The sequence below is a fragment of the Amycolatopsis sp. WAC 01376 genome (genome assembly GCF_003947415.1).
Taxonomy (GTDB): Bacteria; Actinomycetota; Actinomycetes; order Mycobacteriales; family Pseudonocardiaceae; genus Amycolatopsis.
Genome location: NZ_QHKL01000009.1, coordinates 144,396 through 170,860, shown reverse-complemented (window position 1 = coordinate 170,860; position 26,465 = coordinate 144,396). Strand labels below are relative to the sequence as shown.

The following is a 26,465-nucleotide window of genomic DNA, read 5'->3' as shown; positions in this document are numbered from 1 at the left end:
TAAGTTACCAGGCGGTCAGCTATTTCTAGACGGCTTCACGAAAGGTATTCCGGTACGCGCTCGGTGAGACACCCAACGCGGCCTGGAGATGCTGGCGCAGCGACGCGGCCGTGCCGAACCCCGCCTCGGCGGCGACCTTGTCGACCGGAAGATCGGTCTCTTCGAGCAGCTGGCGGGCCCGTTCGATCCGTTGCTGGGTCAGCCACTGCAGCGCCGAAATCCCGACCTCGTCCCGGAACCGCCGCGTGAACGTCCTCGTGCTCATCGCCTCTTTCGCCGCCAGCTCGCGCAGCGTCAGCGGCCGGTCGAGGTTCTCCAGCGCCCAGGCCCGCGCCGCCGCCGTCGACGAGGACTGCGGCTCCGGCACCGGACGCCGGATGAACTGCGCCTGCCCGCCCTCGCGATGCGGCGAGACGACCGTGCCGCGCGCGACCTCGTTCGCGACCGCGGCCCCGTGATCGCACCGGATCATGTGCAGGCAGAGGTCGATCCCGGACGCGACACCCGCCGCGGTCAGGACGTTCCCGTCGTCCGTGTAGAGCACATTGGGGTCGAGGTCGACCTTCGGGAACTTCGCCTGGAAGTCCAGCGCCGAACGCCAGTGCGTGGTCGCCTTCCGGCCGTCGAGCAGTCCGGCGGCGGCGAGTACGAAGGCACCCGTGCAGATCGACGCGATCCTCGCCTCCGGCCGGATCAGCTCCAGCGCCCGCGCGAGCGGTTCGGTGAGGTCGTGCCCCGAGGGTTCGTATTCGGTGGACGAGGCCGGGATGACGACGGTGTCGGCCTCGGCCAGCACTTCCGGGCCGAGCGGGACCGAGATGGTGACGTCGGCGTCGGCCCGGATCTGGCCGGGTTCCGGCGTGCAGGTGACGACCTCGTAGAGCGGCTCGCCGTCGGCCGATTTGGCCGTGCCGAAGAGCCGGATGACGATGCCCAGCTCCATCACCAGCATTCCATGCCGGACCAGCACGGCGACCCGATGACGGCCGGGATGCCCGAAAAAGCCCATGGCCTGATTCTTGCATATGTTGGCCATCGGGCCACTCGCGTCGGCCGCCGGACCACGCGACGGTGGACACATGAACGTGTTGTGGATCTTCGCCCATCCGGAACCCCGTTCCCTCGGCGGCTCGCTGCGCGACGAAGGCGTGCGCACCCTTCGCGCGCAGGGCGCCGACGTCCGGGAATCCGACCTGTACGCGATGAAGTGGAAGGCGGTCGTCGACGCCGACGACTTCGGCCGGGCCGCTTCCCCAGATCGGCTCGTCGTCGGCTCGACGTCGAAGAACGCCTTCGAGACCGGCGAACTCGCCGAGGACATCCGTGCCGAGCACGAGAAACTGGCGTGGGCCGACACCGTGATCATCCAGTTCCCCTTGTGGTGGTACGGAATGCCCGCCATCCTCAAGGGCTGGTTCGATCGCGTTTTCGTCAAGGGTTTCGCTTACGGCGTGCGACGCCCCGACGGCCGGACGTCGCGCTATGGCGAAGGGGTGCTGGCCGGCAAACGCGCCATGGTCCTGCTGACCGCGGGCGCGCCGGAAGCCACCATCGGACCACGCGGCGTGAACGGCGAGATCAACGACGTGTTGTTCCCGCTGCAGCACGGAACCCTTTGGTACGCCGGGATGTCCGTCCTCCCTCCGCTCACGGTCTGCGGCGCCGACCGGGTTTCGCCCGAGCAGTACGACGTCGCCGCCGAAACACTGCGGGACAGGCTGCACACCCTGTCCACCAGCGACCCGATCCCGTTCCGCTCCCAGAACGGCGGCGACTACGACGAGCACCTCGTCCTGCGCGACGACCTCGCTCCCGGCCGGGGCGGCATCGGCGTCCACACGTCCTGAAGCTCAGGCGCGCACGAGATCCGCCCCGGCGAAGAAGGTCTCGGCCGCTTTGAGCGCGCCCTCGTCCAGCAGGACGTCGCCAGGGCGGCTCCCGTTGCCGGTCAACTGCCCACCCCAGTGCATTCCGAGATATACGGCGGTTTTGCGCAGGGTCCCGATCAAGGGTTCCGCCTGTTCCGGCTGCTCGGCGAGCGCGCTCACCCCCCACAAGGTCTTACCGCGCATCTGCTCCTTGAAGCGGAGTTCCGGCTGGTCCAGCCAGCCCGCCCAATGGTCGAAGTACAGCTTCACCGACGCCGACACGCTGTACCAGTAGACCGGCGACGCGATCACCAGATCCGTGGCGGCCATGGTCGCGTCGAACAGGGCTCGCTCGTTCCCGGCGGGCGCGACGAAGTCCTCGCCGTCGTGTTTCCGGTCGACGAACGGCGCCAACGGCAGCTCGGCCGTCCGGATCCATCGCTGCTTCACAGCGCGAGGAAGTTCCTTCGCCGCCCGCCTCGCCAGGATCTCCGTATTACCGCCCGCGCGGGCGCTCCCGATCAGGAACAGGAAGCTTCGATCCTCGGTCATCGCGATCCCCTCCGAAGTGATTTCAAAGTACATGTATGTGCAAGCAGATGCTGTCACTGCATGTAAACTCGTGTCAAGCAAATCCAGGGAGGTCGCCATGACCGCCGACGAACAGGCATGGGGCCGTGTCCTCACGCTGCACGGGCGCATCGAGCAAGAACTCGCGAAGGCACTGCAAAGGCGGCACGGACTCGGACTCTCCGAGTTCCGCGCGCTCGGCAAGCTGGCCGCCACCGAGAGGGGTGTCCTGCGCATGCAGGAACTCGCCGAGGCGATCGGGCTCAACCAGAGTTCGGTGAGCCGGATGGTCGTCCGCCTCGAAGACGCCGGCCTGACGGAACGAGACCCCTGCGTGAACGATCGCCGCGGGGTGTATTCGTGCATCACCAAGGAAGGCAGGAAACGGCTCGCCGAAACCGAACCGACCTATCACGAGGTCTTGGCGACGGCCCTCGACAAGGCCCAAGCCGACCCCGAGCTGAAGGACGCGGTCGCCGCCCTGCGCGGCGTTTGACCAAGTATTCCTCCACGGTTATATTCCCCTTGAGGCACATTAGGAGGTAACCGTGAACCCTCGCGCCCGGTTGGAAACCGTCGGAGAGCGTCCCGCGCTGCGGATCGAACGCCGTCTCGCGCACCGGCCGGAGCGCGTCTGGCGGGCGATCACCGAACCGTCGGAGCTCGCGAAGTGGTTCCCCGCGGCGGTCGCCGTCGACCTGCGACCGGGCGGGACCATCGAGTTCACTTTCGAAGGCGAAGAGACCCCGACAGCGGGCGAGGTCCTCGAAGCCGACGAGCCTCGCGTGTTCGCGTTCAGCTGGAACGAAGATGTGCTGCGCTGGGAGATCACTCCGGAGGGCGACGGCAGCCGCCTGCTGTTCACCCATACGTTCGGCCGGGGTGAACCCGCCATCGCCAGGATCGCGGCGGGCCGCACGGCCGCCGGCTGGGACAGCTGCCTCGTCTCGCTCACCGCCCTGCTCGACGGCGAGGACCACGAGCCGCCGCAGGACTGGGCCGGCCCCATCGAGGCCTACATCGAGGAGTTCGGGCTCGCCGACGGCGAAGTCCTGGAAACCGGTGAGGGCAAGGTGATCCGCTTCCGCCGCGACCTGATCTGGAAACCGCTCGACGACGTCTGGGCGCTGGTCACTCCCGAAAAGGCGTCAGGCACGGTCATCCGCGAAGAACCGCCGCGGCTGCTGGAGCTGTCCCTGCCACGTGGCGGCGTCGTGCGCTGGGAGTTCAGTCATTCCGAACTCGACGGCACCATGGTCGAGCTGACGCAGACCGTCCCGGACGGACAAGACGATGTCGTGCCCGAGGCGCTGCGAAGCTGGCGCGAAAAACTGAAGGAGTTCTTCGCGGCGGTGCACGGGGGCTGATCTCCACCCTGGGGATGACCTCCGCCGGACGGACGCGCACGCGCCACCCGTCCGGCTAAGTTCGCCGTATGAAACAGCCGTCGGCGCTCCCGCAGCGGGTGGCGTACGCGATCGACGCGCTCCTCGCGGTGGTCCTCGTCGTGGCCGTCGGCGGGAACCTCGCCGCGAGGACCTGGACGTTCCTCATCGCCATCCCGATGTGGCTCGCCTGGGCGACGGTCGCCGCCAGCGGGATCGCGATCGCGCTGCGGCGCCACCGGCCACTGGTCGCCTACGGCCTCGGCCTCGCCGGCCTGGTCCCGGCTCTGCTCGCCGGCAACGGGCTGGGCCCGGCCGCGCTCCTGGCCACCGCGTGCGCCCTGTACACCGTGGCGCTGGAACATCCGCGGGCCCGCTCGCTGATCGCGATGGGGCTCGGCCTGGTCGTCGTCATGATCTTCGAGTTCCTGCGGCTCGGGCCGAACACGATCGCGTCGACCGCCTTCGCGGGCGGCGGGGTGGTGGGTTCGTGGGCGCTGGGCTGGATGACGCGGCAACGGCGCGCGAATCTGGCCCAGCTCGCCGAAACCCAGGCCGATCAGGCGGTTTCCGACGAACGGCTGCGCATCGCGCGCGAAATGCACGACGTCGTCGCGCACAGCATGAGCCTGATCGCGGTCAAGGCGGCCGTCGGCAACCACGTCGCGCGGGAACAGCCCGAAGAAGCCCGCGAAGCGTTGCGGGTCATCGAGCTCACCAGCCGCGAAACCCTCGTCGAACTGCGGCGGATGCTCGGCGTCCTCCGCTCGGGTGACGGGACGCCCGAAGCGGCCCTGGGCCCCGCGCCGAAACTCGCCGACCTGCGGACCCTCACCGAACGCGCCGGACAGGCCGGGGTGCGCGTCGAGCTGACCGGCGAGGCGGTCGACGACCTCCCCGAAGGTGTCGCGCTTTCGGTGTACCGCATCACGCAGGAGGCGGTGACCAACGTCGTGAAGCACGCGGGGCCGTCGGCCTGCCGGGTCACGATCACCGAAGGCCCCGGCGAGGTCAGCGTCGAAATCGTCGACGACGGGCGCGGCGAAGGCTCGCCGTCGACCGGCGGCGGGCACGGTTTGATCGGCATGCGCGAACGCGTCGCCGTCTACGGTGGTGACTTCGAAGCGGGCCCGCTGCCCGCCGGGGGATTCCGGGTGTTCGCGCGGCTGCCGTACGCCGCCAAGGAAGTGGGGACACGATGATCCGCGTACTGATCGCCGACGACCAGGCGTTGCTGCGCGGCAGTTTCCGCGTGCTCGTCGACAGCGCGCCGGACCTCGAAGTCGTCGGGGAGGCGAGCGACGGCGTGGAGGCGGCGGAACTGGCCGAGAAGGAACGCCCCGACGTCGTGCTGATGGACGTCCGCATGCCGGAGCTGGACGGCATCGAAGCGACCCGGCGGATCTGCGCGTCGGCCGCCACCGAAGGCGTCCACGTGCTGATGCTGACGACCTTCGACCTCGACGCCTACGTCTATTCGGCCCTGCGCGCGGGCGCCAGCGGATTCCTGCTGAAGGACACCCCGCCCGCCGAACTGCTGACCGCGATCCGGGTCGTCGCGGCGGGCGAAGGACTGCTCGCCCCTTCGATCACGCGAAGGCTCATCGCCGAATTCGCCCGGCTGCCCGAACCGGGCCAGCGCGTCGCGGCGTCGCTGGACAACATCACCACCCGCGAACGCGAGGTCCTTGGCCTGATCGCGCGCGGCCTGTCGAACGACGAGATCGCCGGGTCCCTGCACCTCGGGCTGGCGACGGTGAAGACGCATATCGGCCACCTCCTGCACAAACTCGCGGCACGGGACCGGGCGCAGCTCGTGATCGCGGCCTACGAGTCCGGTCTGGTGCGTGCTTCGATCTAGCGACGGACGTTGCCTACGCCACACGCGAAGTGACCGTCGAGTAGCTAGGCTGCGGTTTCATGAGCAGTGCGACGGAGCCGCTCGGGACGCCGCCCGAGGACGAACCGGACATCCACACGACGGCCGGCAAGCTGGCCGACCTGTACCGCCGGTATGACGAGGCGGTGCACGCGGGTTCCGCGAGGGCGGTGGAGAAACAGCACGCCAAGGGCAAGAAGACCGCCCGCGAGCGGATCGACCTGCTGCTGGACGAAGGCTCGTTCGTCGAACTCGACGAGCTGGCGAAGCACCGCTCGGTGAACTTCGGCCAGGAGAAGAACAGGCCGTACGGCGATGGCGTCGTCACCGGCTACGGCACCGTCGACGGCCGCCCGGTGTGCGTGTTCAGCCAGGACGTCACCGTCTTCGGCGGTTCACTCGGCGAGGTGTACGGCGAGAAGATCGTCAAGGTGATGGACCTGGCGATCAAGACCGGCCGTCCGATCATCGGCATCAACGAGGGCGGCGGCGCGCGGATCCAGGAAGGCGTCGTCTCGCTCGGGCTGTACGGCGAGATCTTCAACCGCAACGTCAAGGCGTCCGGCGTGATCCCGCAGATCTCGCTGATCATGGGCGCCAACGCGGGCGGGCACGTCTACTCCCCCGCGCTGACCGACTTCGTGGTGATGGTCGACAAGACCTCCCACATGTTCATCACCGGCCCCGACGTCGTGAAGACCGTGACCGGCGAAGAGGTCACTTTCGAGGAACTCGGTGGCGGGCGCACGCACAACACCCGTTCGGGCGTCGCGCACTACCTCGGTTCCGACGACGAGGACGCGATCGCCTACGTCAAAGAACTGCTCTCGTTCCTCCCCGCGAACAACCTGTCCGAAGCGCCGCTGTTCGAGACGGACGCGCCGGCGGGCGGCTTCTTCGACGACGTGACCGAGTCCGACCGCGAACTCGACACGCTCATCCCGGATTCGCCGAACCAGCCGTACGACATGCACGAGGTCATCAACCGCGTCGTCGACGACGGCGACTTCCTCGAGGTGCACGAACTGTTCGCACCCAACATCCTGGTCGGCTTCGGCCGGGTGAACGGGCGCAGCGTCGGCATCGTGGCGAACCAGCCGACCCAGTTCGCCGGCTGCCTCGACATCGACGCGTCCGAGAAGGCCGCGCGGTTCGTGCGCACCTGCGACGCGTTCAACATCCCGGTGCTGACCTTCGTCGACGTCCCCGGCTTCCTGCCCGGCACCGACCAGGAGTGGAACGGCATCATCCGCCGCGGCGCGAAGCTGATCTACGCCTATGCCGAAGCGACCGTCCCGCTCGTCACCGTCATCACCCGCAAGGCGTACGGCGGCGCGTACGACGTCATGGGGTCGAAGCACCTCGGCGCGGACATCAACCTGGCGTGGCCGACGGCGCAGGTCGCGGTCATGGGCGCGCAGGGCGCGGCGAACATCGTGCACCGCAAGACCCTCGCCGCGGCCGCCGCCGACGGCAAGGACGTCGACGCGCTGCGCGCCGAGCTGATCCAGGAGTACGAGGACACACTCCTGAACCCGTACGCGGCGGCCGAGCGCGGTTACGTCGACTCGGTGATCGTGCCCGCGCACACCCGCGGTCACATCGCGAAGGCGCTGTCGCTGCTCCAAGGCAAGCGGGAAAGCCTGCCGCCCAAGAAGCACGGGAACATCCCGCTGTGAGCACGCCCGAAACCCCGCTGCTGAAGGTCGTCCGCGGCAATCCGGACGACGCCGAACTCGCCGCGCTGACCGCCGTCGTCGCGGCGGCGGCCGGCGCGCGGGCGCCGGAACCGGCACCGAAACGGGATTCGTGGTGGGCGGACAAGGCTTCACTCGTGCGGGCCCCGCTCGCCCCCGGCGAAGGCGCTTGGCGGGCTTCGGCGCTTCCTCGCTGACACGGACCTTCTGACGGCGCGGATCCGGTTTCCGCGGACTATGGTGACAGTCCTGCCGACCGGATCCGCCCTCAGAAAGCCGTGCGTGACGAACCAGGATCAGCTTTCCACCGAGTTGCGCCGTCTGCGCAAAGCCGCCGGGTTGTCCGGTACCGAAGCGGCCAGGCTCACCGGTCTCAGTCAGTCGAAGGTCTCCCGCGTCGAAACCGGCGCGTTCATGCCGACGGAGGACCAGGTCGTCGCGTTGTGCCGGGCGTACCGCGCACCCGCGAAGGTCCGGCGGACGTTGGTCGCGATCACGCGGGACCTCCGCGAAGAGGCGTCCCCCGCCCGCGTCGTCCTCCAGCGCGGCGCCTGGCGGATGCAGCAGCGCATCGGCAAGATCGAGACGGCGTCCGCGCGTATCCGCAGTTTCCAGCCGACCATCGTGTTCGGCCTGCTCCAGACCCGCGACTACATCACCGCGCTGTTCGACGATTCCCTGCCGTCGGACGAACGCGACCAGACCGTCGAGGCCCGGCTGGAACGCCAGCGGATCCTCGACTCGAACCGCGAGTTCCACTTCGTGCTCACCGAAGGCGCCCTGCGCTGGAACATGGGCGGCGCGGCGACCATGCTGGCCCAGCTCGGTCACCTCATCGAGGTGTCCCGCCGCGGCCGGGTGCGGCTCGGCGTCATCCCGTGGACCACGCCGGTGTCGGTCGCCGTGCTCCACGGTTTCGACATCTACGACTCGCGCGCGGTGCTCCTCGGGACGCAGACGGCCACGGCGCTCGTGACGGACGAACGCGAAGTCGCCGATTACGAGAAGAACTTCGCCGAAGTCGAGCGCTACGCCACTTATGGCGACGTCGCCTGCTCGCATCTGACGCGGATCGCGGCCGACTACCGACAGCTCGCGGTCGAACCACTTCGGTGACCTAAGACCCTTTGCGCTATGCACTCCGAGAGTGCATCGTGAGTAAAGCAGCTGTCGGTGAAGGCCCACTTTCGTGCGCCGAACGCGATCACCGAAGCCGTTCACCGACCAGCGGGCACAGATCACCCGATCTCGCCAACCTTGCTGCCGCGCAACCCGTCTACTTGCCGAAACAGTCACTGGGGAAAGGGCCTCCGATGACCACCTGGCACGAGAACATGACCGGCTGGCACAAGTCGACCTACACGCACTGGGAAGAGAACGCCTGCGTCGAGGTCGGCGCCGCACCCGGCCTGGTCGGCATCCGGGACACCAAACAGTGGGCGATGCCGGACGAGACCCGGCCCATCCTGGTGCTGCCGTCCGAGTCCTTCGCCGCGCTCCTCGACCACCTTGGCCGATGAACGACGTCGCCGAGCCGTACATGGTCCACCATCCACGGGAGATGGCGGGCCAGCTGATCAACGGCAACTGGATCGTCGCGCGCTGGGAGCACCTCGGTGAGGACGAGGACCTGGACCACTGGACGGCCGTCCTCCGCGAGTACTGCGCGGAGCTGGACGTCGATCCGTACGTCATCAACATCCCGCGTAAAAGCCTGACCATCGTCTTCAACGGCGCGCTCCCCGCGCCGACGTTCGAACAGCTGGAGAACTCGATCGCGGCCATCGAGTACCACCGCTTCCTCGAACGCGAAATCGGCCCCAGACCGCTGAACTGACCCGCGAGTTCCGCCTCCAAGCACGCGAGTCACGCCTCCAGACACGCGAGTTACGCCTCCAAGCACGCGAACCCCGTACTTGAGCCCGGTCGCGCCCTGCCATATAGTCCACTCGGAATAATCAGTACGGAATCATCCGAGGGGACTATCATGGCCGCGAAGCTCACCCCGCTCGCGATGGCGGTGCTCGAACTCCTTCACGAGCGGCCCATGCATCCGTACGAGATGGCGCAGCTGATGAAGGAGCGCTACGTCAGCACGCGCGTCAAAGTGAAGGCCGGCTCGCTCTACCACACGGTGGACCGCCTGGCGGAGAACGGTTTCGTCGAGATCGTCGAGACACAGCGGGACGGGAAACGCCCCGAGCGCACCCTGTACGCGATGACGGAGGCCGGTCGCGACGAGTTCGTCGACCGGGCGCAGGACATGCTGGCCACGCCCGCCGAGGAGTACCCCGAGTACCTCAGCGCGCTCGCCGTCATCGACGAGCTCGGCCCGGAGATGACGCTCACCCAGCTCAAACACCGCGTGCTGCGGCTACAGGCCGCCATCGCTTCCGATCAGGTCGTGCTCGAAAACCTGGTCAAGGAGCACAAGCTCCCCGAGGTCTACTGGCTCGACTGGTCCTATGCCACCGCGCGGCGCGCCTTCGAGCTCGACTGGACCCAGAAACTGATCGGAGACCTCGAATCCGGTCGCATCGGGTTCCAGGAGCACTGCACGCCGCACCTCAACCTGGTCACCGAGGACGACACCGATGAACGCAAGACAAGCTAACCCGTGGGCGGCGCTTTCCGCGCTGTGCCTGGGTTTCTTCATGATCCTGCTGGACACCACGATCGTTTCGACCGCGATTCCCTCGATGCTGCGCGAACTCGGCGCCGGGCTGAACGCGATCGTCTGGGTGATCAGCGTCTACCTGCTCACCTACGCGGTGCCCATGCTGTTCGCCAGCCGCCTCGGCGACCGCTTCGGCCCGAAACGCGTCTATCTGGCCGGGCTCGTGGTGTTCACGCTGGCGTCGCTGTGGTGCGGCCTGTCCGGTTCGGTGGAGATGCTGATCGCGGCCCGCGCGGTGCAGGGACTCGGGGCCGCTTTGATGACGCCGCAGACGCTGGCGTTCATCAGCCACCTGTTCCCGCCGTCGAAACGCGGCCCCGCGATGGGACTTTGGAGCGGTGTCGCCGGCATCGCGGCCATCGCCGGACCGCTGCTCGGCGGTGTGCTCGTCGACCACCTCGGCTGGGAATGGATCTTCTTCGTCAACCTTCCGGTCGGAGTGGTCGCGTTCGCACTGGCGTTGCTCAAGGTGCCGGACTGGCAGCCGAAACACTCGCATTCCTTCGACGTTCCCGGGATCCTGCTGTCCGGCGCCGGCTTGTTCTGCGTCGTCTACGGCGTCCAAAATGGACAGCACTACGAGTGGGGCCGAGTGTTCGGGCCGATCACCGTGTTCGAGATCATCGGCGCCGGCGTCGCGCTGCTGGTCGCTTTCGTGTTGTGGCAACGGTTCAACCGCAAGGAACCGCTGCTGCCGCTGGGTGTCTTCGCGAACCGCAACTTCTCGGCCGGGGCGCTGACCGCGGTCACCGTCGGCTTCGCGATGACCGGCATGTTCCTGCCGCTGGTGATCTACATCCAGGCCGTGCTCGGCGAATCACCGACGATGTCCGGGTTACTGTTCGCGCCGATGTCGTTGCTGGCGGGCATGATCGGCCCATTCGTCGGCCGCGCTTCGGACAAGGTCAACGGCAAGTTCCTGCTGATCATCGGACTGGCGGCGCTGTCCGTGGGGCTGGGCCTGGTGGCGCTGATCGCGCGGGCGGGAGCGAACGCGTGGACGCTCACCCCGGCACTGCTGGTGGCGGGTCTCGGAATCGGGTTCATCTTCGCGCCGATGGGCAACCTGGCGATGAGTTCGGTCGAACCGCGGCTCGTCGGGACCGCGTCGGGCATCTTCAACACCGCCCGCCAGGTCGGCGGCGTACTCGGCAGCGCCGCCGTCGGTGTGCTGCTGCAGGCGCGGATCAGTGCGTCGATCGCCGACGAGGCGGTGTCGGCCGCGAGCGCGTTGCCGGAACAGTACCGGGCGCCGTTCGCGGAAGGCGTCGCGAAGGCCGCGGAATCGACCGGGGAGTTCGGTTCTTCCGGGCCGACGGCGTTCCCCGGCCTGCCTTCCGACGTCGCCGAGCAGGCGCAACGGCTCGCGCTCGACGCCGTCCACAATGGACTCACCGACGCGGCGCGGGTGACGCTGCTACTCCCGGCCGCGGTGCTGGTGCTGGGCGTGCTCGCGGCGCTCACCATGCGCCGCCCGGCTGCGCGGGCGCCTCGCTCCCCCGCCCTGGAACCCGCCGCCGGCGCTGCCTGACCCCCTTGCCGCATTTAGTCCTCTGAATGCGGCTCGTGGGTCCGCCGCCCACGCTATGAAAGGTCCTTTCCTTGCAAAATTTGCAAGGAAAGGACCTTTCATTGCATCCGCGCCGACGGCGGAAGCTACCGGCGGTACCGCAGGCCGTAGCCGTACGGGTACAGCGCCTTCTTGCCGTCACCGACGTTCACCGGTTCCTGCGCCGCACTGGTCGGCCAGCTGAACGTCAGCTTCCCGGTCGGGTTGTAGTCGCCGTAAAGGACATCGGCGACACCGGCGCCTTCGCTGCCAGGGAGCCAGGCGGCGAGAAGCCCGTCGAACTGCGGCAGTTGCGGTGCGATGTCGAGCGGACGCCCGGAGACGGTCACCACGACGACCGGAACCCCGGTGCTCTTCAGCTTGGCGATCGTGGCGAGGTCTTCCGCGTCGAGTCCGAAGCCGTTCGGACGGTCTCCCTGTCCTTCGGCGTACGGCGTTTCGCCCACCACGGCGACGGCGACCTGGTAGCTGCCGTCGATTCCGTCACCCGCACGGTCATAGGTCACCGTGGTTCCCTTCCCCGCCCCCGACTTGATGCCGTCGAGGATGGTCGTGCCCGGGATCACCGGGCCGCTCTGCCCTTGCCAGGTGAGCGTCCAGCCGCCCGCCTGGTTGCCGATGTCGTTCGCGTTCTTACCCGCGACGAAGATCTTGTTGTTCTTCTTCGCCAGTGGCAGCACACCGTCGTTCTTCAGCAGTACCTGGGATTCGCGGACGGCCTGCCGGGCCAGGTCGCGATGTTCCTTGCTGCCGAACGTCTTCTGGAGCGAACGGTCGGTGTACGGGCGCTCGAACAGGCCGAGCTTGAACTTCTCCGCCAGGACGCGGCGGTTCGCGTCGTCAATCCGGTCGCGTGAGACGCGGCCCGCCTCGACTTCGGCCTTGAGATAGGCGATGAACTGCGGCGCGTCCCACGGGACCATGAACATGTCGATGCCCGCGTTGACCGAGAGCCGCACCTCTTCGGGGGTGAAGCCTTCCTTGCCGTCGATCTGGTTGATCGCGTTGTAGTCCGAGATCACCAGTCCGGAGAACCGCAGTTCCTTCTTGAGGACGTCGGTGATGAGGTACTTCTCGGCGTGCATGCGCACACCTTGGAAACTGGAGAACGAGATCATCACCGAGCCGACGCCGCGGTCGATCGCCTCGCGGAACGGCGGCAGGTGGATCTGACGCAGTTCGCGTTCGCTGATCACGGTGTCGCCCTGGTCGACGCCGTTCGCCGTGCCGCCGTCGCCGACGTAGTGCTTCGCCGTCGCGAGCACCGATCCCGGTTTCTCGCCGAGCCTGCGCCCTTGAAGGCCGGTGATGGCCGACGCGTTGGCGATGGCGTCGCGCGGGGATTCGCCGAAGGATTCGTAGGTCCGGCCCCAGCGATCGTCACGGGCGACGCACAGGCACGGCGAAAAGTCCCACTGCGGACCGGTTCCGGCGACTTCCAGCGCCGTCGCACGGCCGATCTTCTCGACCAGGCGCGGATTGTTGGCCGCGCCGAGGCCGATGTTGTGCGGGAAGATCGTCGCGCCGTAGACGTTGTTGTGGCCGTGCACGGCGTCGACGCCGTAAAGCGTGGGGATGCCGAGCGGCGTCGAAATCGCCGCCTTCTGATACGAGTCGACCATGTCGGCCCACCCGTTCGGCGTGTTGCTGGCGGGCACCGAGCCACCGCCGGAGAGCAAGGACCCCAGCTTGAGCGCGGCGGCCTGATCGGGGGTGACCGCGCCGCGTTCGGCCTGGGTCATCTGGCCGATCTTGTCGTCGAGGCTCATCCGCTTGAGCAGGTCGTTCACCCGCGCGGAGGTCGAAGCGTGGGGATTCTTGTAGACCGGCCCAGGGGCGGCCGAAGCGATCGGCGCGAGGGCCGTACCGGCCAGGAGCAGGCCTGCGAGCACTGTGGTTTGCGTCGTGCGAAGCGATCTTCTGACGCGGAGGCTGGACGGCATTGGTTCCTCCGTAGCTCGAACAATCCATATGTTGCGCGCCACAACAAACTAGCTCCACGTTCGGGTGTTCCAGGTCACAATCAGGCAACGGAGGGCGGTCGAGTACCTTCCTTCAAGTGCGTTTCGTCCTCGCTTCCCAGTCCCCCGCCCGCCTCGGCGTCCTGCGTTCCGCCGGCTTCGACCCGAGCGTCGTCGTCTCCGGCGTCGACGAGGACGCCGTCGCCGCGTCCCTGACCGATCCGGCGCCGGAGGAGCTGGTCCGCGCGCTCGCGGCCGCGAAGGCGGAAGCGGTTTTCGAGGCACTCGGCGGCCACACCGACATGGTCATCGTGGGCTGCGATTCGATGCTGTCGATCAACGGCGAGATGGTCGGGAAGCCGATCACGCCGGAGGCCGCGCGCGAGCGATGGGCATCGATGGCGGGCAAAACCGGGGAACTTCTCACCGGCCACGCGATCATCCGCGTCGAGGACGGCGTGAGGACGAAGGAAGCCTCCGGCACCGAAGGCACCACTGTTCGCTTCGGCACGCCGTCGCAAGAAGAGATCGAGGCCTACATCGCGTCCGGCGAACCGCTTCAGGTTGCGGGAGGTTTCACCTTGGACGGGCTCGGCGGCTGGTTCATCGAGGGCATCGACGGCGATTTCTCAAGCGTCATCGGGATCAGCCTGCCGCTGACCCGGCGCTTGCTGGCCGAGGTCGGCGTCAGCGTCATCGACCTGTGGACCCATCCCGCATCCTGAGACGACTCCCACACGATCGGGTGATCCGGAAGAGTCCTGCCTCGCCGAACGTTCTTCACGTTCGGGAAATCAGGAAACTTTCACGCACCGGAGTCGCCCCGTGTCTTTCATTCGGACCTACACAAGGCCAAAGGTCTTCGCGGCGGCGGTCCTCGGCTCGCTCGTCGTGGGCGCCCTGCTCGGCGTGCTCGCCAGGACGACCGAAGCGAGCTGGCTGACCGACCTGCTCGACCAGATCGGCACGATCTTCACGACGCTGCTGCAGATCGCGGTGATCCCGCTGGTCTTCACGGCGATCGTGGTCGGTATCAACAGCCTGCGCAACCTCGGCGGCGGCAAGAAGGCCGCTCGGCTGGGCGGCAAGACCGTGCTGTGGTTCGCGATCACCTCGTTCATCGCGTCGCTGATCGGCATCGCCGTCGCGAAGCTGTTCAACCCGGGCAGCGGCGGCCTCGGCGAAGGCGTCGCCGCGACCGCGAAGAACGCCGACAAGGCCACCAAGAGCGTCGACAACTGGGGCTCCTGGAGCGCCTTCGTCGAAGGCTTCCTGCCGAAGAACTTCTTCACCGCCTTCACCGAGGGCGAGACCCTTCAGGTGCTGTTCCTCGCGGTGCTGATCGGCGCCGCGGCCTACAGCCTCGGCGACAAGGCCAAGCCGTTCGTCGACTTCACCACCAGCGTTTTCGAGATCATCCAGCGCTACCTCGGCTGGGTCGTCCGGCTCGCCCCGATCGGCATCATCGGCCTGATCGGCGCCGCGGTCTCGAACTACGGTGACGCCCTGTTCCGGCCGCTGTTGTCCACCACTCTCGCGGTGTACGTCGGCTGCTTGCTGGTGCTGTTCGTGGTCTACCCGATCCTGCTGCAGTTCGTGGCGAAGGTCAGCCCGCTGACGTTCTTCTCGAAGGCCGGCACGGCGATCCAGTTCGCGTTCGCTTCGCAGTCTTCGGGCGCGACGCTGCCCCTGACCCGGCAGTCCGCCGTGAACCTGGGCGTCCAGCCCGCGTACGCCGCCTTCGCGACTCCGCTGGGCAGCGCCACGAAGATGGACGGCTGCGCCGCCGTGTTCCCCGCGATCGGCGCCATCTTCATCGCGAACCTGTCCGGTGTTTCGCTGAACATCTGGCAGTACGCCGGCATCGTCGTGGTCGCCGTGCTCGGCGCGCTGGCCACTGCGGGCACCACCGGCTGGCTGACCGCGCTGACCCTGACCACCGCGTTCATCGGACTCGACGCGCAGCAGGTGGCGCTCGGGATCGCGCTGATCTACTCGGTGAACCCGATCATGGACATGATGCGGACCGCGACCAACGTCGCGGGCCAGATCGTCGTGCCGGTCGTCGTCGCGCGCAGCGAAGGTCTGCTGGACGACGACGTGCTCAACTCGCCGACAGACCCTTCGCCCACTTCCGACGGCGAAGCGGCTACTACCTCTGCGAAGGAGCCTGCTGCCGCGGGTGCTTGAGGTTCTTTAAGTCCGTGAAGGTCTCCTTGAGGGACCAGGAGTCGGTGAGGGCCTCCTTCACTACCTTGAGGGTAGGGAAGGAGGCCCTCACCGACTTCCGGCGTGATAGCAAAGGTCCCTTGCTTTCTTTCAGGGGCAGGCCCGCAGGTCAGCCTTGGTGAGCCGGACGTCCGGCCACCCCCGCAGTTCCGAAGGAGCGGTGTACCGCCGCGTGCAGCCCACCGAGCCGCGGGCGACGTCGTAGACCTCGGCGAGCACCGGCGCCGCCTGGCATCGAGCCGAGCCGGATTGCGCGCCGGGGCACTCGTGCCGCACGACGATGACGTCCGCGATCCCGTCGGCGGTCACGTCGTTCAGGGCGACCGTCCCGGCGTCGGAGAAGTACGGCTTCCCGGTGTCCCGCCAGATCCCGCCGCGCGCGACGAACAACTCGCCGACCGAGCCACCGCTCACTTCGCCGCGCACCAGACAGACCGGCGTCGCGCCGTCGACGCAGCGCAAAGAATCGCCCTTGAGGGTGACCCCCCGGTCGTTGACGATCAGCGGGTACACCGTGTCCGCGCCGATCCGGACCACACCCTGCTTCCCCGCGTCGTCGGCCAGCAGCACGACGGGAAGCCCGCCGACGGTCATCGCGCCGATCTCCCGGCAGGCCGAGTCGCCGCAGTCGGCCCCGGGCGCGGTCGGGGCGCCGTCGGAAACAGGAGGCACGCCGGGGTCTCCGGCGGGCATCGGTGCGGCCGGGCGGAGCAGGATCACGGCCACGATCACGCCCGCCGTCACCACCACCGCCAGCAGTGCGGTGAACAGCACGGATCGCGGCGCCCGCGCTTCCTGAGTCCGCATATCCGAGAGCGTAAGTGATCTAGCGCAGAGTGCACGGCTATGTTGTTCCCGTGACGAACCCCGGACTGCCCAACGCCCTGTTCCTTCCCACGGCGAAAAAGCCGAAGGACTTCACGAGCGCCGAGATCGAACTTCGCCCGACCAAGGACGGCCGGACGGCATTGATCGCCTTCAGCACCGTGCAGCGCCTTGTCGAGTGCTGCGGCCCGCATCAGCCGTGGGCGCTGGTCAAGTCCGAGCACCTCGGGCGGGTTCACCAGGCCCAGCCGTACGACCTGATCGTGCTCGACTCCGACCTTCCGGAAGAACTGCGGCACCGCGAAGCGCTGGTGTAGGGCCTGATAAAAGAACCGGAACCCGTCGCCGCTGGTATAAACAGAGGTCACTGGGTGGCCTTGCTCTCACTAATCGGGGCGGGAATTTCCGTAAACTGCTGCGGAGCCGCATCGGGGCGGCCCGACGTGCGAACGCAGGAGGTACGGCGTGACCGAGCAGGCCGGCACAGGTGGTCCGGTGACCAAGATCCTGATCGCGAACCGCGGGGAAATCGCGGTACGGGTGATCAGGGCGGCGAAGGACGCCGGGCTGACCAGCGTGGCCGTCTACGCCGATCCGGATCGTGACGCACCCCATGTCCGCCTCGCCGACGAGGCCTTCGCCCTCGGCGGCACCACCGCCGCCGAGAGCTACCTCGTCTTCGACAAGCTGCTCGACGCCGCCAAGCGGTCGGGCGCGGACTCCGTCCACCCCGGCTACGGGTTCCTTTCCGAGAACGCGGATTTCGCGCAGGCGGTGATCGACGCGGGGCTGACTTGGATCGGCCCGAGCCCGCAGGCCATCCGCGACCTCGGCGACAAGGTCACCGCGCGCCACATCGCGCTGCGTGCCGGAGCCCCGCTCGTGCCCGGTACGAAGGATCCCGTCGCGAACGCCGACGAGATCATCGCCTTCGCCGACGAGCACGGTCTGCCCGTCGCGATCAAGGCGGCGTTCGGCGGCGGCGGCCGCGGGCTGAAGGTCGCCCGCACCCGCGAGGAGATCCCGGAGCTCTTCGAATCCGCGACGCGTGAGGCGATCTCCGCCTTCGGCCGCGGCGAATGCTTCGTCGAGCGCTACCTGGACAAGCCGCGCCACGTCGAAGCCCAGGTCCTCGCCGACCAGCACGGCAACGCCATCGTCGTCGGCACCCGGGACTGCTCGTTGCAGCGCCGCCACCAGAAGCTGGTCGAAGAGGCGCCCGCGCCGTACCTGACCGACGACCAGCGCAAGCGCATCCACGAGTCCGCGAAGGCGATCTGCAAGGAAGCCGGTTACTACGGCGCCGGGACCGTCGAGTACCTCGTCGCGGTCGACGGCACGATCTCGTTCCTCGAGGTCAACACGCGGCTCCAGGTCGAGCACCCGGTGTCCGAGGAGACCACGGGCCTCGACCTCGTGCGCGAGATGTTCCGCATCGCACGCGGCGAGAAGCTGCGCATCACCGAGGACCCGGAACCGCGCGGCCACTCGATCGAGTTCCGCATCAACGGCGAGGACGCCGGCCGCGGGTTCCTGCCCGCGCCCGGCACCGTGACCAAGTTCGTCGCGCCCAGCGGCCCGGGGGTCCGGGTCGACTCGGGTGTCGAATCCGGCAGCGTCATCGGCGGCCAGTTCGACTCGATGCTCGCGAAGCTGATCGTCACCGGCTCGGACCGGCAGAACGCGCTCGAGCGCAGCCGCCGCGCGGTCGCCGAGATGGTCGCCGACGGAATGGCGACGGTCCTGCCGTTCCACCGGGTGATCGTGAACGACCCGGCCTTCGTCGGCGACGAGAACGGTTTCAGCGTGCACACCCGCTGGATCGAGACCGAATTCGACAACCGGATCGAACCCTTCGTGGCGCCGGAAGCCGCCGAGGCCGAGGAAGAGCAGCCCCGCCAGAACGTCGTCGTCGAGGTCGGCGGACGCCGCCTCGAAGTGTCGCTCCCCGGTGGTTTCTCGCTCGACGCCGGTGGCGGCGGGACGGCCGTGAAGGCCAAGCCGCGCAAACGCGCGGGCGGCACCAAGGCCGCGGTGAGCGGCGACGCGGTCACCGCGCCGATGCAGGGCACCATCGTCAAGATCGCCGTCGAAGAGGGCCAGCGGGTCGAAGCGGGCGAGCTGGTCGTCGTGCTCGAAGCGATGAAGATGGAGAACCCGGTCACCGCGCACAAAGCGGGCACCGTGACCGGGCTTTCGGTCGAGGTCGGCGCGGCGGTCACCCAGGGAACCCAGCTGTTCGAGCTGAAAGACTGACGTTTGTCGTGGTCGACGGGGCCTCGCTCGGCCTACCATCGAAAAGGTGAGCGAGGTTCCGTCTCCGCGGCTGCGGATCAGTGATCAGGATCGTGAGTCCGCGCTGACCGCGCTCGGCGAGCACATGAGCGTGGGCCGGATCGACATCGACGAGTACGGCGAGCGGTCCGCTCAGGTCACCGCCGCCAAGACCCGCGGCGAACTGTCCGGGATCTTCGCGGACCTGCCCGAACCACATCCGCTTTTCGACGCGCCCAAGGCCGCCGTGACCGAACCGGGGAAACCTGCGTGGGCGGACATCCCGCCGATGCAACGGATCATGGGCGCGCTCCTGCCGATCCTCTTCATCGCCTCCATCGCGCTCATCATCACCACCGGTGTCACCTGGTGGTTCATCCTCGTCCCGATCGGGATCAGCGCCGTCGGCGAAGGCATCTGGGGCAAGGGCTGGGACAACGCCCACAAGAAGCTCGGGAAACAACGTCGGCGGGAACTGGACGGCTGATCCGCCCGTAGACTCGGGTCGTGAGTGCCGAGAGACCGGACATGCGGCTGAGCGACGCCGAACGCCAAGACGCGCTCGAAGCGCTGGAAGAACATGTCCGCACCGGCAGACTGGACCTCGACGAGTTCGGTACGCGGTCGGCGAAGATCAGCGCCGCGCGGATGGTGAGTGATCTCGAACCGCTGTTCACGGACCTGCCCTCGCCCCGGCCCGGCGCGCTGCTCCCCCTGCCGCCGATGCCCGGTGTGGCGCAGGCGTCCGCGAAGAACGACGCTCCGCCGTCGAAATGGCTGACGGCCAGCGCCGTGCCGATCGCGGCGGCGGTCGCGATCGCGCTGTTCTTCTTCACCCGGGGGACGTTCCTGGTCTTCCTGCTGCCGCTGGCGGTCGCGCTGATCATGAGCCGCCGTCGCTGAAGGGCCGGTTACCCTCGAAGGGTGGAACCGGTGGAGATCAACGCGGGCGAGTACTACCTGCGGCAGCTGCGGGCGGACAAGGCACTCGACGACCGTCCGGCGCTGGTCGCGGCCTTCGCCGACCCGACGCATCGCAAGTACGTCCTGAACTACCGTTTGCGGGATCTGGACGAGGCGACCGAGTACGTCGCGTTGCGCACGGCCCAGTGGGCCGGTGACGAACGCTGTTCCTGGGCGGTGGCCGAGCCGACGACCGGCGAGCTGCTGGGCGAGGTCGGCCTGCGGGATCTCGATTTCGACGCCGGGTACGCGGAGGCGTCGGTCTGGGTGCGCGCGGCGTCGCGGGGCAAGGGCGTCGCGAGCACCGCGCTCAACGCGGCCCTGCGCTTCGGTTTCGGCGGGCTCGGCCTGCGCGAGGTCAGTTACCGCTACGAGGAGACGAACGAGGTTTCCGCCTCGGTCGCCCGCAAATGCGGGTTCACCCTGGTCGGGCCCGAACTGGAACCGGCCCCGACCGGGGAACGCCTCATCCGCTGGCGCCGCACCGCCTGACCCTCGCCGCATTTCGTCCTCTGAATGCGGCAGTACGCGACACGAACTACCGCATTCAGAGGACTAAACGCGGTCGTTGGTAATCCGAACTACCGCATCCAGAGGACTAAACGCGGGCGGTCAGAAGGGGTAGGTGGGCGGCGGGTTGCGGACGGTGACCCACCGCGTCTCGGTGAAGGCCTCGATGTTCGCCGCCGCGCCGCCGAAACGGCTTCCGGTGCCCGAAGCGGCGACGCCACCGAAGGGGCTGTTCGCCTCATCGCTGACGGTCTGGTCGTTGATGTGCACGATCCCGGTCGGGACGCGGTCGGCCAGCTCCAGTCCTTTGAGGACGTCGCGGGTGATGATCCCCAGCGAGAGCCCGTATTCGCTCGCCGTGGCGAGGCGGATGGCCTCCTCGGCGTCGGAGAACCGCACGACCGGCGCGACCGGGCCGAAGATCTCTTCGGCGACCGCGGGCGCCGTCGGCGGCACGTCGGCGAGCACCGTCGCGGAGTAGAACAGCCCGTCGTATTCGGCGCCGGCGGCGACCCGCGCCCCCGCCGCGACACTGGACGCGACGAGCTCGTGGATCTTGTCCCGCTGTCCGGCGTCGATGATCGGCCCGAGCGCGACCTCGTCCAGCGCCGGGTCGCCCACCCGCAACGCGGCCGCCTTCGCCGCCAGCCGCTCGACGAAGTCGTCGTAGAGTCGCTCGTGCACGAGGTGCCGCCCGGTGGTCATGCAGATCTGGCCCTGGTGGAAGAAGGAGCCGAACGCGGCGACACCGGCGGCTTCGTCGACGTCCGCGTCGTCGAGCACGATGAGCGCCGAGTTCCCGCCCAGTTCCAGATGTGCCCGCTTCAGGTGCTTCCCGGCGAGTTCGCCGACCTTGCGCCCGGCACCGGTCGACCCGGTGAACGAGATGACCCGCACCGCCGGATGCGTCACCAGCGTCTCGCCGACGTCCGCGCCGCCCGGCAGCATCTGCAGCACACCCGGCGGCAGACCGGCTTCCTCGAAGATCCGCGCGAGGACCACGCCACCGGTGACGGCGGTGCGCGGATCCGGCTTGAGGATGACCGCGTTCCCCAGCGCGAGCGCCGGGGCGACCGAACGGATGCCGAGGATGATCGGCATGTTGAACGGCGAGATCACCGCGACGACCCCGGCCGGGACGCGGCGCGCCATCGAAAGCCGCGGTTCCTCACTCGGCAGGAGTTCGCCGTACGGACGGCCGGGCAGGGCCGCCGCCTCGTAGCACTCCTGCTCGGCGACGTGCAGCGAAAAGCCCGCGACTCCCGGCACGGCGCCGACCTCGCGGATGTTCCACCAGCGGATCTCGTCGGCGTACTCGGACCACAGCCGAGCGGCTTTGCGCAGGACGGCGGCACGCTGGACGTGCGGTGTCGCCGCCCAGGCCCGCTGCGCCTCGGCCGCGGTCTCGGCCGCTTTCGCGGCGTCCTCCGCCGAGGCGATCCCCACGCTTCCCAGCACCGCACCGGTCGCGGGCTCCATGACGTCACGGACGCCACCGGACCCTGGCACCCAGGAACCACCGGCGAAGATCCGGTCCGTCCACGTCGACGAGTCGAGAAACACCACAAGGCCGCCTTCCGTATCGGGACGGCCGACGCTATGCCAGATTCACCCGATCAGGCAACGATCTCTGCGCGCGTGGCACACGACTCGGCAGCAGGGATCAACTCACCGGTTCGATGATCCCGGACCGCGCTTCCGGCGCGGCCGAACGCAACGCGTCGGCGGCCTCGTCGCTCGGCTGCGACTGGGACTCCCGTTCCGCGTCGACCCGCGCCTTGTACACCTCGACCTCGCGCTTCTCCTCGTCCTTCGACCAGCCGAGCACCTCGCCCACCAGCGTGGCGACCTGCGCCGCGCAGTCGACACCGCGGTGCGCGTACTCGATCGAAATCCGCGTCCGGCGCGCGAGCACGTCTTCCAGGTGAAGCGCGCCCTCGTGGCTGGCCGCGTAGACTACCTCGACGCCGAGGTAGTCCGGAGCGTGCTCCAGCGGCTTCAACAGCTCCGGCCGTCCTTCGCCGAGCGCGAGAACCTCGTGCACCATCGAGCCGTACCGGTCGAGAAGATGCCGGACGCGGTACGGGTGCAGCCCGTGCTCGCTCGCCAGATGGTCGGCCTGGTTCACCAGCGCGTGGTACCCGTCGGCGCCCAGCAGCGGCACCTTGTCCGTGATGGACGACTGCGGCCTGCCGGGAAGGTCGACGGCCGCGGCGTCGACGGCGTCGGCCGCCATCACGCGGTACGTCGTGTACTTGCCGCCCGCGATCGCGACCAGTCCAGGGGCGACCCTGGCGACCGCGTGCTCACGCGAAAGCTTCGACGTCTCTTCGCTTTCCCCTGCCAGCAAAGGCCGGAGCCCCGCGTAGACGCCTTCGATGTCGTCGTGCGTCAGCGGGGTCGCGAGCACGGTGTTGACGTGTTCGAGGAGATAGTCGATGTCGTGCTTCGTCGCGGCGGGATGCGCGAGATCGAGGTTCCAGTCGGTGTCGGTGGTCCCGACGATCCAGTGGTTGCGCCACGGGATCACGAACAGCACGGACTTCTCGGTGCGCAGGATCATGCCCGATTCCGAGACGATCCGGTCGCGCGGGACGACGATGTGCACACCCTTGCTCGCCCGCACGCGGAACCGGCCGCGGCCGCCGGAAAGGCGCTGCAGTTCGTCGGTCCAGACGCCGGTGCAGTTGACCACCGCGGAGGCGTGGATCTCGGTCTCGCGGCCGTCCTCGACGTCGCGCACGCGGACACCGGAAATACGGTCCGCCTCGCGGAGGAAACCGACCACCTGGGTGGAGGTGCGCACCACGGCGCCGTAGTGCGCGGCGGTGCGGGCGACGGTCATCGTGTGCCGCGCGTCGTCGGATTGCGCGTCGTAGTAACGGATCCCGCCGATCAACGCGGACCGCTTCAGTGCCGGGACCATCCGCAGCGCGCCCGCGCGGCTCAGATGTTTCTGGCCGGGGACCGACCGCGCGCCGCCCATCGTGTCGTACATCAGCAGGCCGGCCGCGGTGTACGGCCGCTCCCAGATCCGGTGGGTCAGCGGATACAGGAAGCTGACCGGCTTCACCAGATGCGGGGCGATCGTCGTCAGCATCAGTTCGCGTTCGCGCAGGGCTTCCCGCACCAGACCGAATTCCAGCTGTTCGAGGTACCGGAGCCCGCCGTGGAAGAGCTTGCTGGACCGGCTCGACGTCCCCGACGCGAGGTCGCGCGCTTCGACGAGGGCGACCCGCAGGCCGCGTGTGGCGGCGTCGAGCGCCGTGCCCGCACCGACCACTCCGCCGCCGATGACGACGAGGTCGAACTTGTCCTCACCCAGCCGCTGCCAAGACTCTTCCCGCTTGAGCGGTCCCAGCCTGGCGGGGCTGTTTTCGGCTTCGCGCTGAGAGCTTGCCACGTGACATTCCTCCTTGTGCCGCTGTGGCTCCAGCATCGCACGATCGGCCGCGACCGGTCCGTTATGCGGGTGACACGTGTGGCGTAACCCTCGTCGATCTTGGAAGGATTGGTTCCCACAACGCCTGGAAGGAACAAATACGCGACGGTAACGTGCCACGGACGTGGGTCGGCAAGGGCGCCGTAGCACACCGTGTTCGACCCTGCGCGGAATGTCCAAAGTGGAGGTCAAGCGGTGAGTGTGGGAGCCATCTTCGTCTGGGAGCTGCTGGGAACGGCGGTCCTGATCCTGTTGGGTAACGGCGTGGTCGCCAACCACGTGTTGCGCAAGAACAACGGCCACAACGGTGGCGTCGTGATGATCACCTTCGGGTGGGCGTTCGCGGTCTTCGCCGGCGCCAGCATCGCCGCGCCCAGCGGCGCGCACCTCAACCCCGCGGTGACACTGGGCCTCGCCATCGCGGACAAGACGAAGTGGGCGGACGTCCCGATCTACTTCGCCGGGCAGATGGTCGGCGCGATCCTCGGCGCCGTGCTCTGCTGGGCCGCCTACAAACTCCAGTTCGACGACCATCCGCAACGCGACGAGACGCTCGGCATCTTCTCGACCGCGCCGCAGATCCCGAACAAGGCATGGAACCTCGTCACCGAGATCATCGGCACTTTCGTGCTGGTCGCGTGGATCCTGCTCAGCCCGGTTTACGCCAACGCCACGGCGGAAGGCGGCACGCCGAACTTCGGCAACTCCGCGCTCGGCTACGCGGGTGTAGCGTTCGTCGTGCTGGTCATCGGCCAGTCCCTCGGTGGCCCGACCGGTTACGCCATCAACCCGGCCCGAGACCTCGGCCCCCGCATCGCGTACGCGTTCCTGCTGCCGATCAAGAACAAGGCCAACCCGAACTGGGGCTATTCCTGGATCCCGGTCGCCGGCCCGCTGGTCGGCGGTGCCCTGGCCGCCCTCCTCTTCCTCGCCGTCCACAACCTGACCTGAGACTGGAGCTTCGATGACTTCGTACGTAGCCGCGATCGACCAGGGCACCACGTCGACCCGCTGCATGATCTTCGACCACTCCGGGCGGGTGGTCGCCGTCGACCAGCGGGAACACGAGCAGATCTTCCCGAAGGCGGGCTGGGTCGAGCACAACGCCGAAGAGATCTGGGAGAACACACGAGCCGTCGCCGCGGGCGCGCTGGCCAAGGGCGACCTGGTCGCGGGCGACATCGTCGCGGTCGGCATCACCAACCAGCGCGAGACCACGCTGGTCTGGGACCGCACCACCGGTAAACCGGTGTACAACGCGATCGTCTGGCAGGACACCCGCACGGACAAGATCGTCAGCGACCTGGGGGCGCTGGGCGGCGGCCAGGAGCGTTACCGCGAGAAGGTGGGCCTGCCACTGGCGACCTACTTCTCCGGGCCGAAGATCAAGTGGATCCTCGACAACGTCGAGGGCGCCCGCGCGAAGGCCGAGGCCGGTGACCTCATCTTCGGCAACATGGACACCTGGGTGCTGTGGAACATGACCGGCGGGGTCGACGGCGGCGTGCACGTCACCGACCCGACCAACGCGTCGCGGACCATGCTGATGGACCTCGACACGCTGGCCTGGGACGCCGGGATCGCCGAAGAGATGACGGTCCCGCTGTCGATGCTGCCGGAGATCCGGTCGTCCTCGGAGACCTACGGCAAGGTCCGCGAGAAGGGCGCGCTGGCCGGGGTCCCGATCTCGGGCATCCTCGGCGACCAGCAGGCGGCGACCTTCGGGCAAGCCTGCCTTTCGCCGGGTGAAGCGAAGAACACCTACGGCACCGGCAACTTCATGCTGCTCAACACGGGCACCGAGAAGGTCATGTCGGACAACGGGTTGCTCACCACGGTCTGCTACAAGATCGGCTCGAACGACACGGTGTACGCGCTCGAAGGATCGATCGCGGTCACCGGTTCGCTCGTGCAGTGGCTGCGCGACAACCTCGGCCTGATCGGCTCCGCGGCCGAAGTCGAGCAGCACGCCCGCACCGTCGAGGACAACGGTGGCGCGTACTTCGTGCCGGCGTTCTCGGGCCTCTTCGCGCCGTACTGGCGCTCCGACGCCCGCGGCGCGATCGTCGGCCTCACCCGGTTCGTCAACAAGGGCCACATTGCGCGGGCGGTCCTGGAGGCGACCGCGTTCCAGTCGCGCGAGGTCATCGACGCGATGAACGCCGACTCCGGTGTCCCGCTGAAGTCGCTGAAGGTCGACGGCGGCATGGTCGTCAACGAACTGCTCATGCAGTTCCAGGCCGACATCCTCGGCGTGCCGGTGATCCGCCCGGTGGTCAACGAGACCACCGCGCTCGGCGCGGCGTACGCGGCCGGTCTCGCGGTGGGCTTCTGGGAGAGCGAAGACGACATCCGCAACAACTGGGCGCAGGACAAGCAGTGGGACCCGTCGATGGACGAGGCCCGCCGCGAATCCGAGTACCGCAACTGGAAGAAGGCCGTCACGAAGACCTTCGACTGGGTCGACGACGAGGGCTGATCCTCACTACTCGTGAGTGGTGAGGACGGTTCTGACCCCGTCCTCACCACTCACGAGACTTGACCGGCGATGTCACGTGACTGACCGGACGACACGCGTGATCCGGCGGACGACACGCGTGACTGAGTGGACGACA

At 68.1% G+C, this 26,465-nt stretch carries 27 protein-coding genes; 21 read left to right on the top strand and 6 right to left on the bottom strand.

Going from position 1 to position 26,465, the window contains the following annotated elements; genetic code table 11:
- Positions 1 to 25: 25 nt before the first annotated feature.
- A complete protein-coding gene (locus DMH03_RS36215; RefSeq protein WP_199749158.1) occupies positions 26 to 1,036 on the bottom strand; it encodes a GlxA family transcriptional regulator in 1,011 nt (336 codons plus the stop codon).
- 43 nt (positions 1,037 to 1,079) lie between these two features.
- Here DMH03_RS36215 and DMH03_RS36210 point away from each other — a divergent pair, with 43 nt between their 5' ends.
- Complete coding sequence (locus DMH03_RS36210; RefSeq protein WP_125796513.1) at positions 1,080 to 1,847, top strand: NAD(P)H-dependent oxidoreductase; 768 nt, start codon at positions 1,080 to 1,082, stop codon at positions 1,845 to 1,847.
- A gap of 3 nt (positions 1,848 to 1,850) precedes the next feature.
- On the opposite strand, the gene DMH03_RS36205 is transcribed toward DMH03_RS36210, so the two are convergent.
- On the bottom strand, positions 1,851 to 2,420 hold the full coding sequence (locus DMH03_RS36205; RefSeq protein ID WP_125796512.1) for a flavodoxin family protein: 570 nt from the start codon (positions 2,418 to 2,420) through the stop codon (positions 1,851 to 1,853).
- A 97-nt stretch (positions 2,421 to 2,517) separates the two neighbouring features.
- On the opposite strand from DMH03_RS36205, the gene DMH03_RS36200 reads away from it, so the two are divergent.
- The 11 genes from DMH03_RS36200 (at position 2,518) to DMH03_RS36150 (ending at position 11,607) form a co-directional block, all read left to right on the top strand.
- On the top strand, positions 2,518 to 2,934 hold the full coding sequence (locus DMH03_RS36200) for a MarR family winged helix-turn-helix transcriptional regulator (protein ID WP_125796511.1): 417 nt from the start codon (positions 2,518 to 2,520) through the stop codon (positions 2,932 to 2,934).
- A 52-nt stretch (positions 2,935 to 2,986) separates the two neighbouring features.
- Complete coding sequence (locus DMH03_RS36195) at positions 2,987 to 3,805, top strand: SRPBCC family protein (protein WP_125796510.1); 819 nt, start codon at positions 2,987 to 2,989, stop codon at positions 3,803 to 3,805.
- Between the two features lie 68 nt (positions 3,806 to 3,873).
- Entirely contained in the window at positions 3,874 to 5,025 is a 1,152-nt protein-coding gene (locus tag DMH03_RS36190; protein ID WP_125796509.1) for a sensor histidine kinase, read from the top strand.
- Positions 5,022 to 5,684, top strand: coding sequence for a response regulator transcription factor (locus DMH03_RS36185; protein ID WP_125796508.1), 663 nt, complete (start codon positions 5,022 to 5,024; stop codon positions 5,682 to 5,684). The genes DMH03_RS36190 and DMH03_RS36185 overlap by 4 nt, the downstream gene beginning before the upstream one ends.
- A gap of 59 nt (positions 5,685 to 5,743) precedes the next feature.
- Positions 5,744 to 7,381 (top strand): acyl-CoA carboxylase subunit beta, encoded by a 1,638-nt coding sequence (locus tag DMH03_RS36180; RefSeq protein WP_125796507.1) that lies wholly within the window; start codon positions 5,744 to 5,746, stop codon positions 7,379 to 7,381.
- The gene (locus tag DMH03_RS36175) at positions 7,378 to 7,596 is read left to right on the top strand and encodes an acyl-CoA carboxylase subunit epsilon (protein ID WP_125789011.1); all 219 of its coding nucleotides are present in this window, start codon (positions 7,378 to 7,380) and stop codon (positions 7,594 to 7,596) included. The genes DMH03_RS36180 and DMH03_RS36175 overlap by 4 nt, the downstream gene beginning before the upstream one ends.
- An 85-nt stretch (positions 7,597 to 7,681) precedes the next feature.
- Entirely contained in the window at positions 7,682 to 8,515 is an 834-nt protein-coding gene (locus DMH03_RS36170) for a helix-turn-helix transcriptional regulator (protein WP_125796506.1), read from the top strand.
- Positions 8,516 to 8,712: 197 nt separating this feature from the next.
- Positions 8,713 to 8,919 (top strand): DUF397 domain-containing protein, encoded by a 207-nt coding sequence (locus DMH03_RS36165; protein ID WP_125796505.1) that lies wholly within the window; start codon positions 8,713 to 8,715, stop codon positions 8,917 to 8,919.
- Positions 8,916 to 9,236, top strand: coding sequence for a hypothetical protein (locus DMH03_RS36160; RefSeq protein ID WP_125796504.1), 321 nt, complete (start codon positions 8,916 to 8,918; stop codon positions 9,234 to 9,236). Before DMH03_RS36165 ends, DMH03_RS36160 begins: the two co-directional genes overlap by 4 nt.
- Positions 9,237 to 9,386: 150 nt before the next feature.
- Entirely contained in the window at positions 9,387 to 10,013 is a 627-nt protein-coding gene (locus DMH03_RS36155; protein ID WP_125796503.1) for a PadR family transcriptional regulator, read from the top strand.
- Positions 9,994 to 11,607 carry a DHA2 family efflux MFS transporter permease subunit gene (locus tag DMH03_RS36150; protein ID WP_125796502.1) on the top strand — a complete coding sequence of 538 codons (1,614 nt, stop codon included), beginning with the start codon at positions 9,994 to 9,996 and terminating at the stop codon, positions 11,605 to 11,607. Before DMH03_RS36155 ends, DMH03_RS36150 begins: the two co-directional genes overlap by 20 nt.
- Positions 11,608 to 11,732: 125 nt before the next feature.
- Here DMH03_RS36150 and DMH03_RS36145 read toward each other — a convergent pair whose 3' ends face one another.
- Positions 11,733 to 13,538 carry a glycoside hydrolase family 3 protein gene (locus DMH03_RS36145; RefSeq protein WP_125796501.1) on the bottom strand — a complete coding sequence of 602 codons (1,806 nt, stop codon included), beginning with the start codon at positions 13,536 to 13,538 and terminating at the stop codon, positions 11,733 to 11,735.
- 167 nt (positions 13,539 to 13,705) lie between these two features.
- Here DMH03_RS36145 and DMH03_RS36140 point away from each other — a divergent pair, with 167 nt between their 5' ends.
- Together DMH03_RS36140 and DMH03_RS36135 are read left to right on the top strand one after the other, a co-directional pair.
- Entirely contained in the window at positions 13,706 to 14,332 is a 627-nt protein-coding gene (locus tag DMH03_RS36140) for a nucleoside triphosphate pyrophosphatase (RefSeq protein WP_125796500.1), read from the top strand.
- 100 nt (positions 14,333 to 14,432) lie between these two features.
- Positions 14,433 to 15,797: a dicarboxylate/amino acid:cation symporter gene (locus tag DMH03_RS36135; RefSeq protein ID WP_125796499.1), complete on the top strand. Its 1,365-nt coding sequence runs from the start codon at positions 14,433 to 14,435 to the stop codon at positions 15,795 to 15,797.
- Between the two features lie 129 nt (positions 15,798 to 15,926).
- Here the strand turns inward: DMH03_RS36135 and DMH03_RS36130 are convergent, their stop codons facing one another.
- Positions 15,927 to 16,610, bottom strand: a complete 684-nt coding sequence (locus DMH03_RS36130) for a hypothetical protein (protein WP_125796742.1) — start codon at positions 16,608 to 16,610, stop codon at positions 15,927 to 15,929.
- 83 nt (positions 16,611 to 16,693) lie between these two features.
- Between DMH03_RS36130 and DMH03_RS36125 the strand changes: the two genes are divergently transcribed.
- From DMH03_RS36125 to DMH03_RS36105, 5 genes are all read left to right on the top strand, one after another.
- The gene (locus DMH03_RS36125) at positions 16,694 to 16,978 is read left to right on the top strand and encodes an SAV_915 family protein (protein WP_125796498.1); all 285 of its coding nucleotides are present in this window, start codon (positions 16,694 to 16,696) and stop codon (positions 16,976 to 16,978) included.
- A 148-nt stretch (positions 16,979 to 17,126) separates the two neighbouring features.
- Positions 17,127 to 18,917 carry an acetyl/propionyl/methylcrotonyl-CoA carboxylase subunit alpha gene (locus DMH03_RS36120; protein WP_125796497.1) on the top strand — a complete coding sequence of 597 codons (1,791 nt, stop codon included), beginning with the start codon at positions 17,127 to 17,129 and terminating at the stop codon, positions 18,915 to 18,917.
- A gap of 46 nt (positions 18,918 to 18,963) precedes the next feature.
- Positions 18,964 to 19,422 (top strand): DUF1707 domain-containing protein, encoded by a 459-nt coding sequence (locus DMH03_RS36115; protein WP_125796496.1) that lies wholly within the window; start codon positions 18,964 to 18,966, stop codon positions 19,420 to 19,422.
- Between the two features lie 41 nt (positions 19,423 to 19,463).
- Positions 19,464 to 19,838 (top strand): DUF1707 domain-containing protein, encoded by a 375-nt coding sequence (locus DMH03_RS36110; protein WP_125796741.1) that lies wholly within the window; start codon positions 19,464 to 19,466, stop codon positions 19,836 to 19,838.
- A gap of 21 nt (positions 19,839 to 19,859) precedes the next feature.
- Positions 19,860 to 20,390 (top strand): GNAT family N-acetyltransferase, encoded by a 531-nt coding sequence (locus tag DMH03_RS36105; protein ID WP_125796495.1) that lies wholly within the window; start codon positions 19,860 to 19,862, stop codon positions 20,388 to 20,390.
- A 120-nt stretch (positions 20,391 to 20,510) separates the two neighbouring features.
- On the opposite strand, the gene DMH03_RS36100 is transcribed toward DMH03_RS36105, so the two are convergent.
- Positions 20,511 to 21,974 (bottom strand): aldehyde dehydrogenase family protein, encoded by a 1,464-nt coding sequence (locus tag DMH03_RS36100; protein ID WP_125796494.1) that lies wholly within the window; start codon positions 21,972 to 21,974, stop codon positions 20,511 to 20,513.
- Positions 21,975 to 22,071: 97 nt separating this feature from the next.
- On the bottom strand, positions 22,072 to 23,811 hold the full coding sequence (locus tag DMH03_RS36095; RefSeq protein WP_052120197.1) for a glycerol-3-phosphate dehydrogenase/oxidase: 1,740 nt from the start codon (positions 23,809 to 23,811) through the stop codon (positions 22,072 to 22,074).
- Positions 23,812 to 24,045: 234 nt separating this feature from the next.
- Between DMH03_RS36095 and DMH03_RS36090 the strand changes: the two genes are divergently transcribed.
- Positions 24,046 to 24,801, top strand: a complete 756-nt coding sequence (locus tag DMH03_RS36090; protein ID WP_199749157.1) for an MIP/aquaporin family protein — start codon at positions 24,046 to 24,048, stop codon at positions 24,799 to 24,801.
- A gap of 13 nt (positions 24,802 to 24,814) precedes the next feature.
- Complete coding sequence (gene glpK / locus DMH03_RS36085) at positions 24,815 to 26,329, top strand: glycerol kinase GlpK (protein WP_125796492.1); 1,515 nt, start codon at positions 24,815 to 24,817, stop codon at positions 26,327 to 26,329.
- Positions 26,330 to 26,465: the final 136 nt, after the last annotated feature.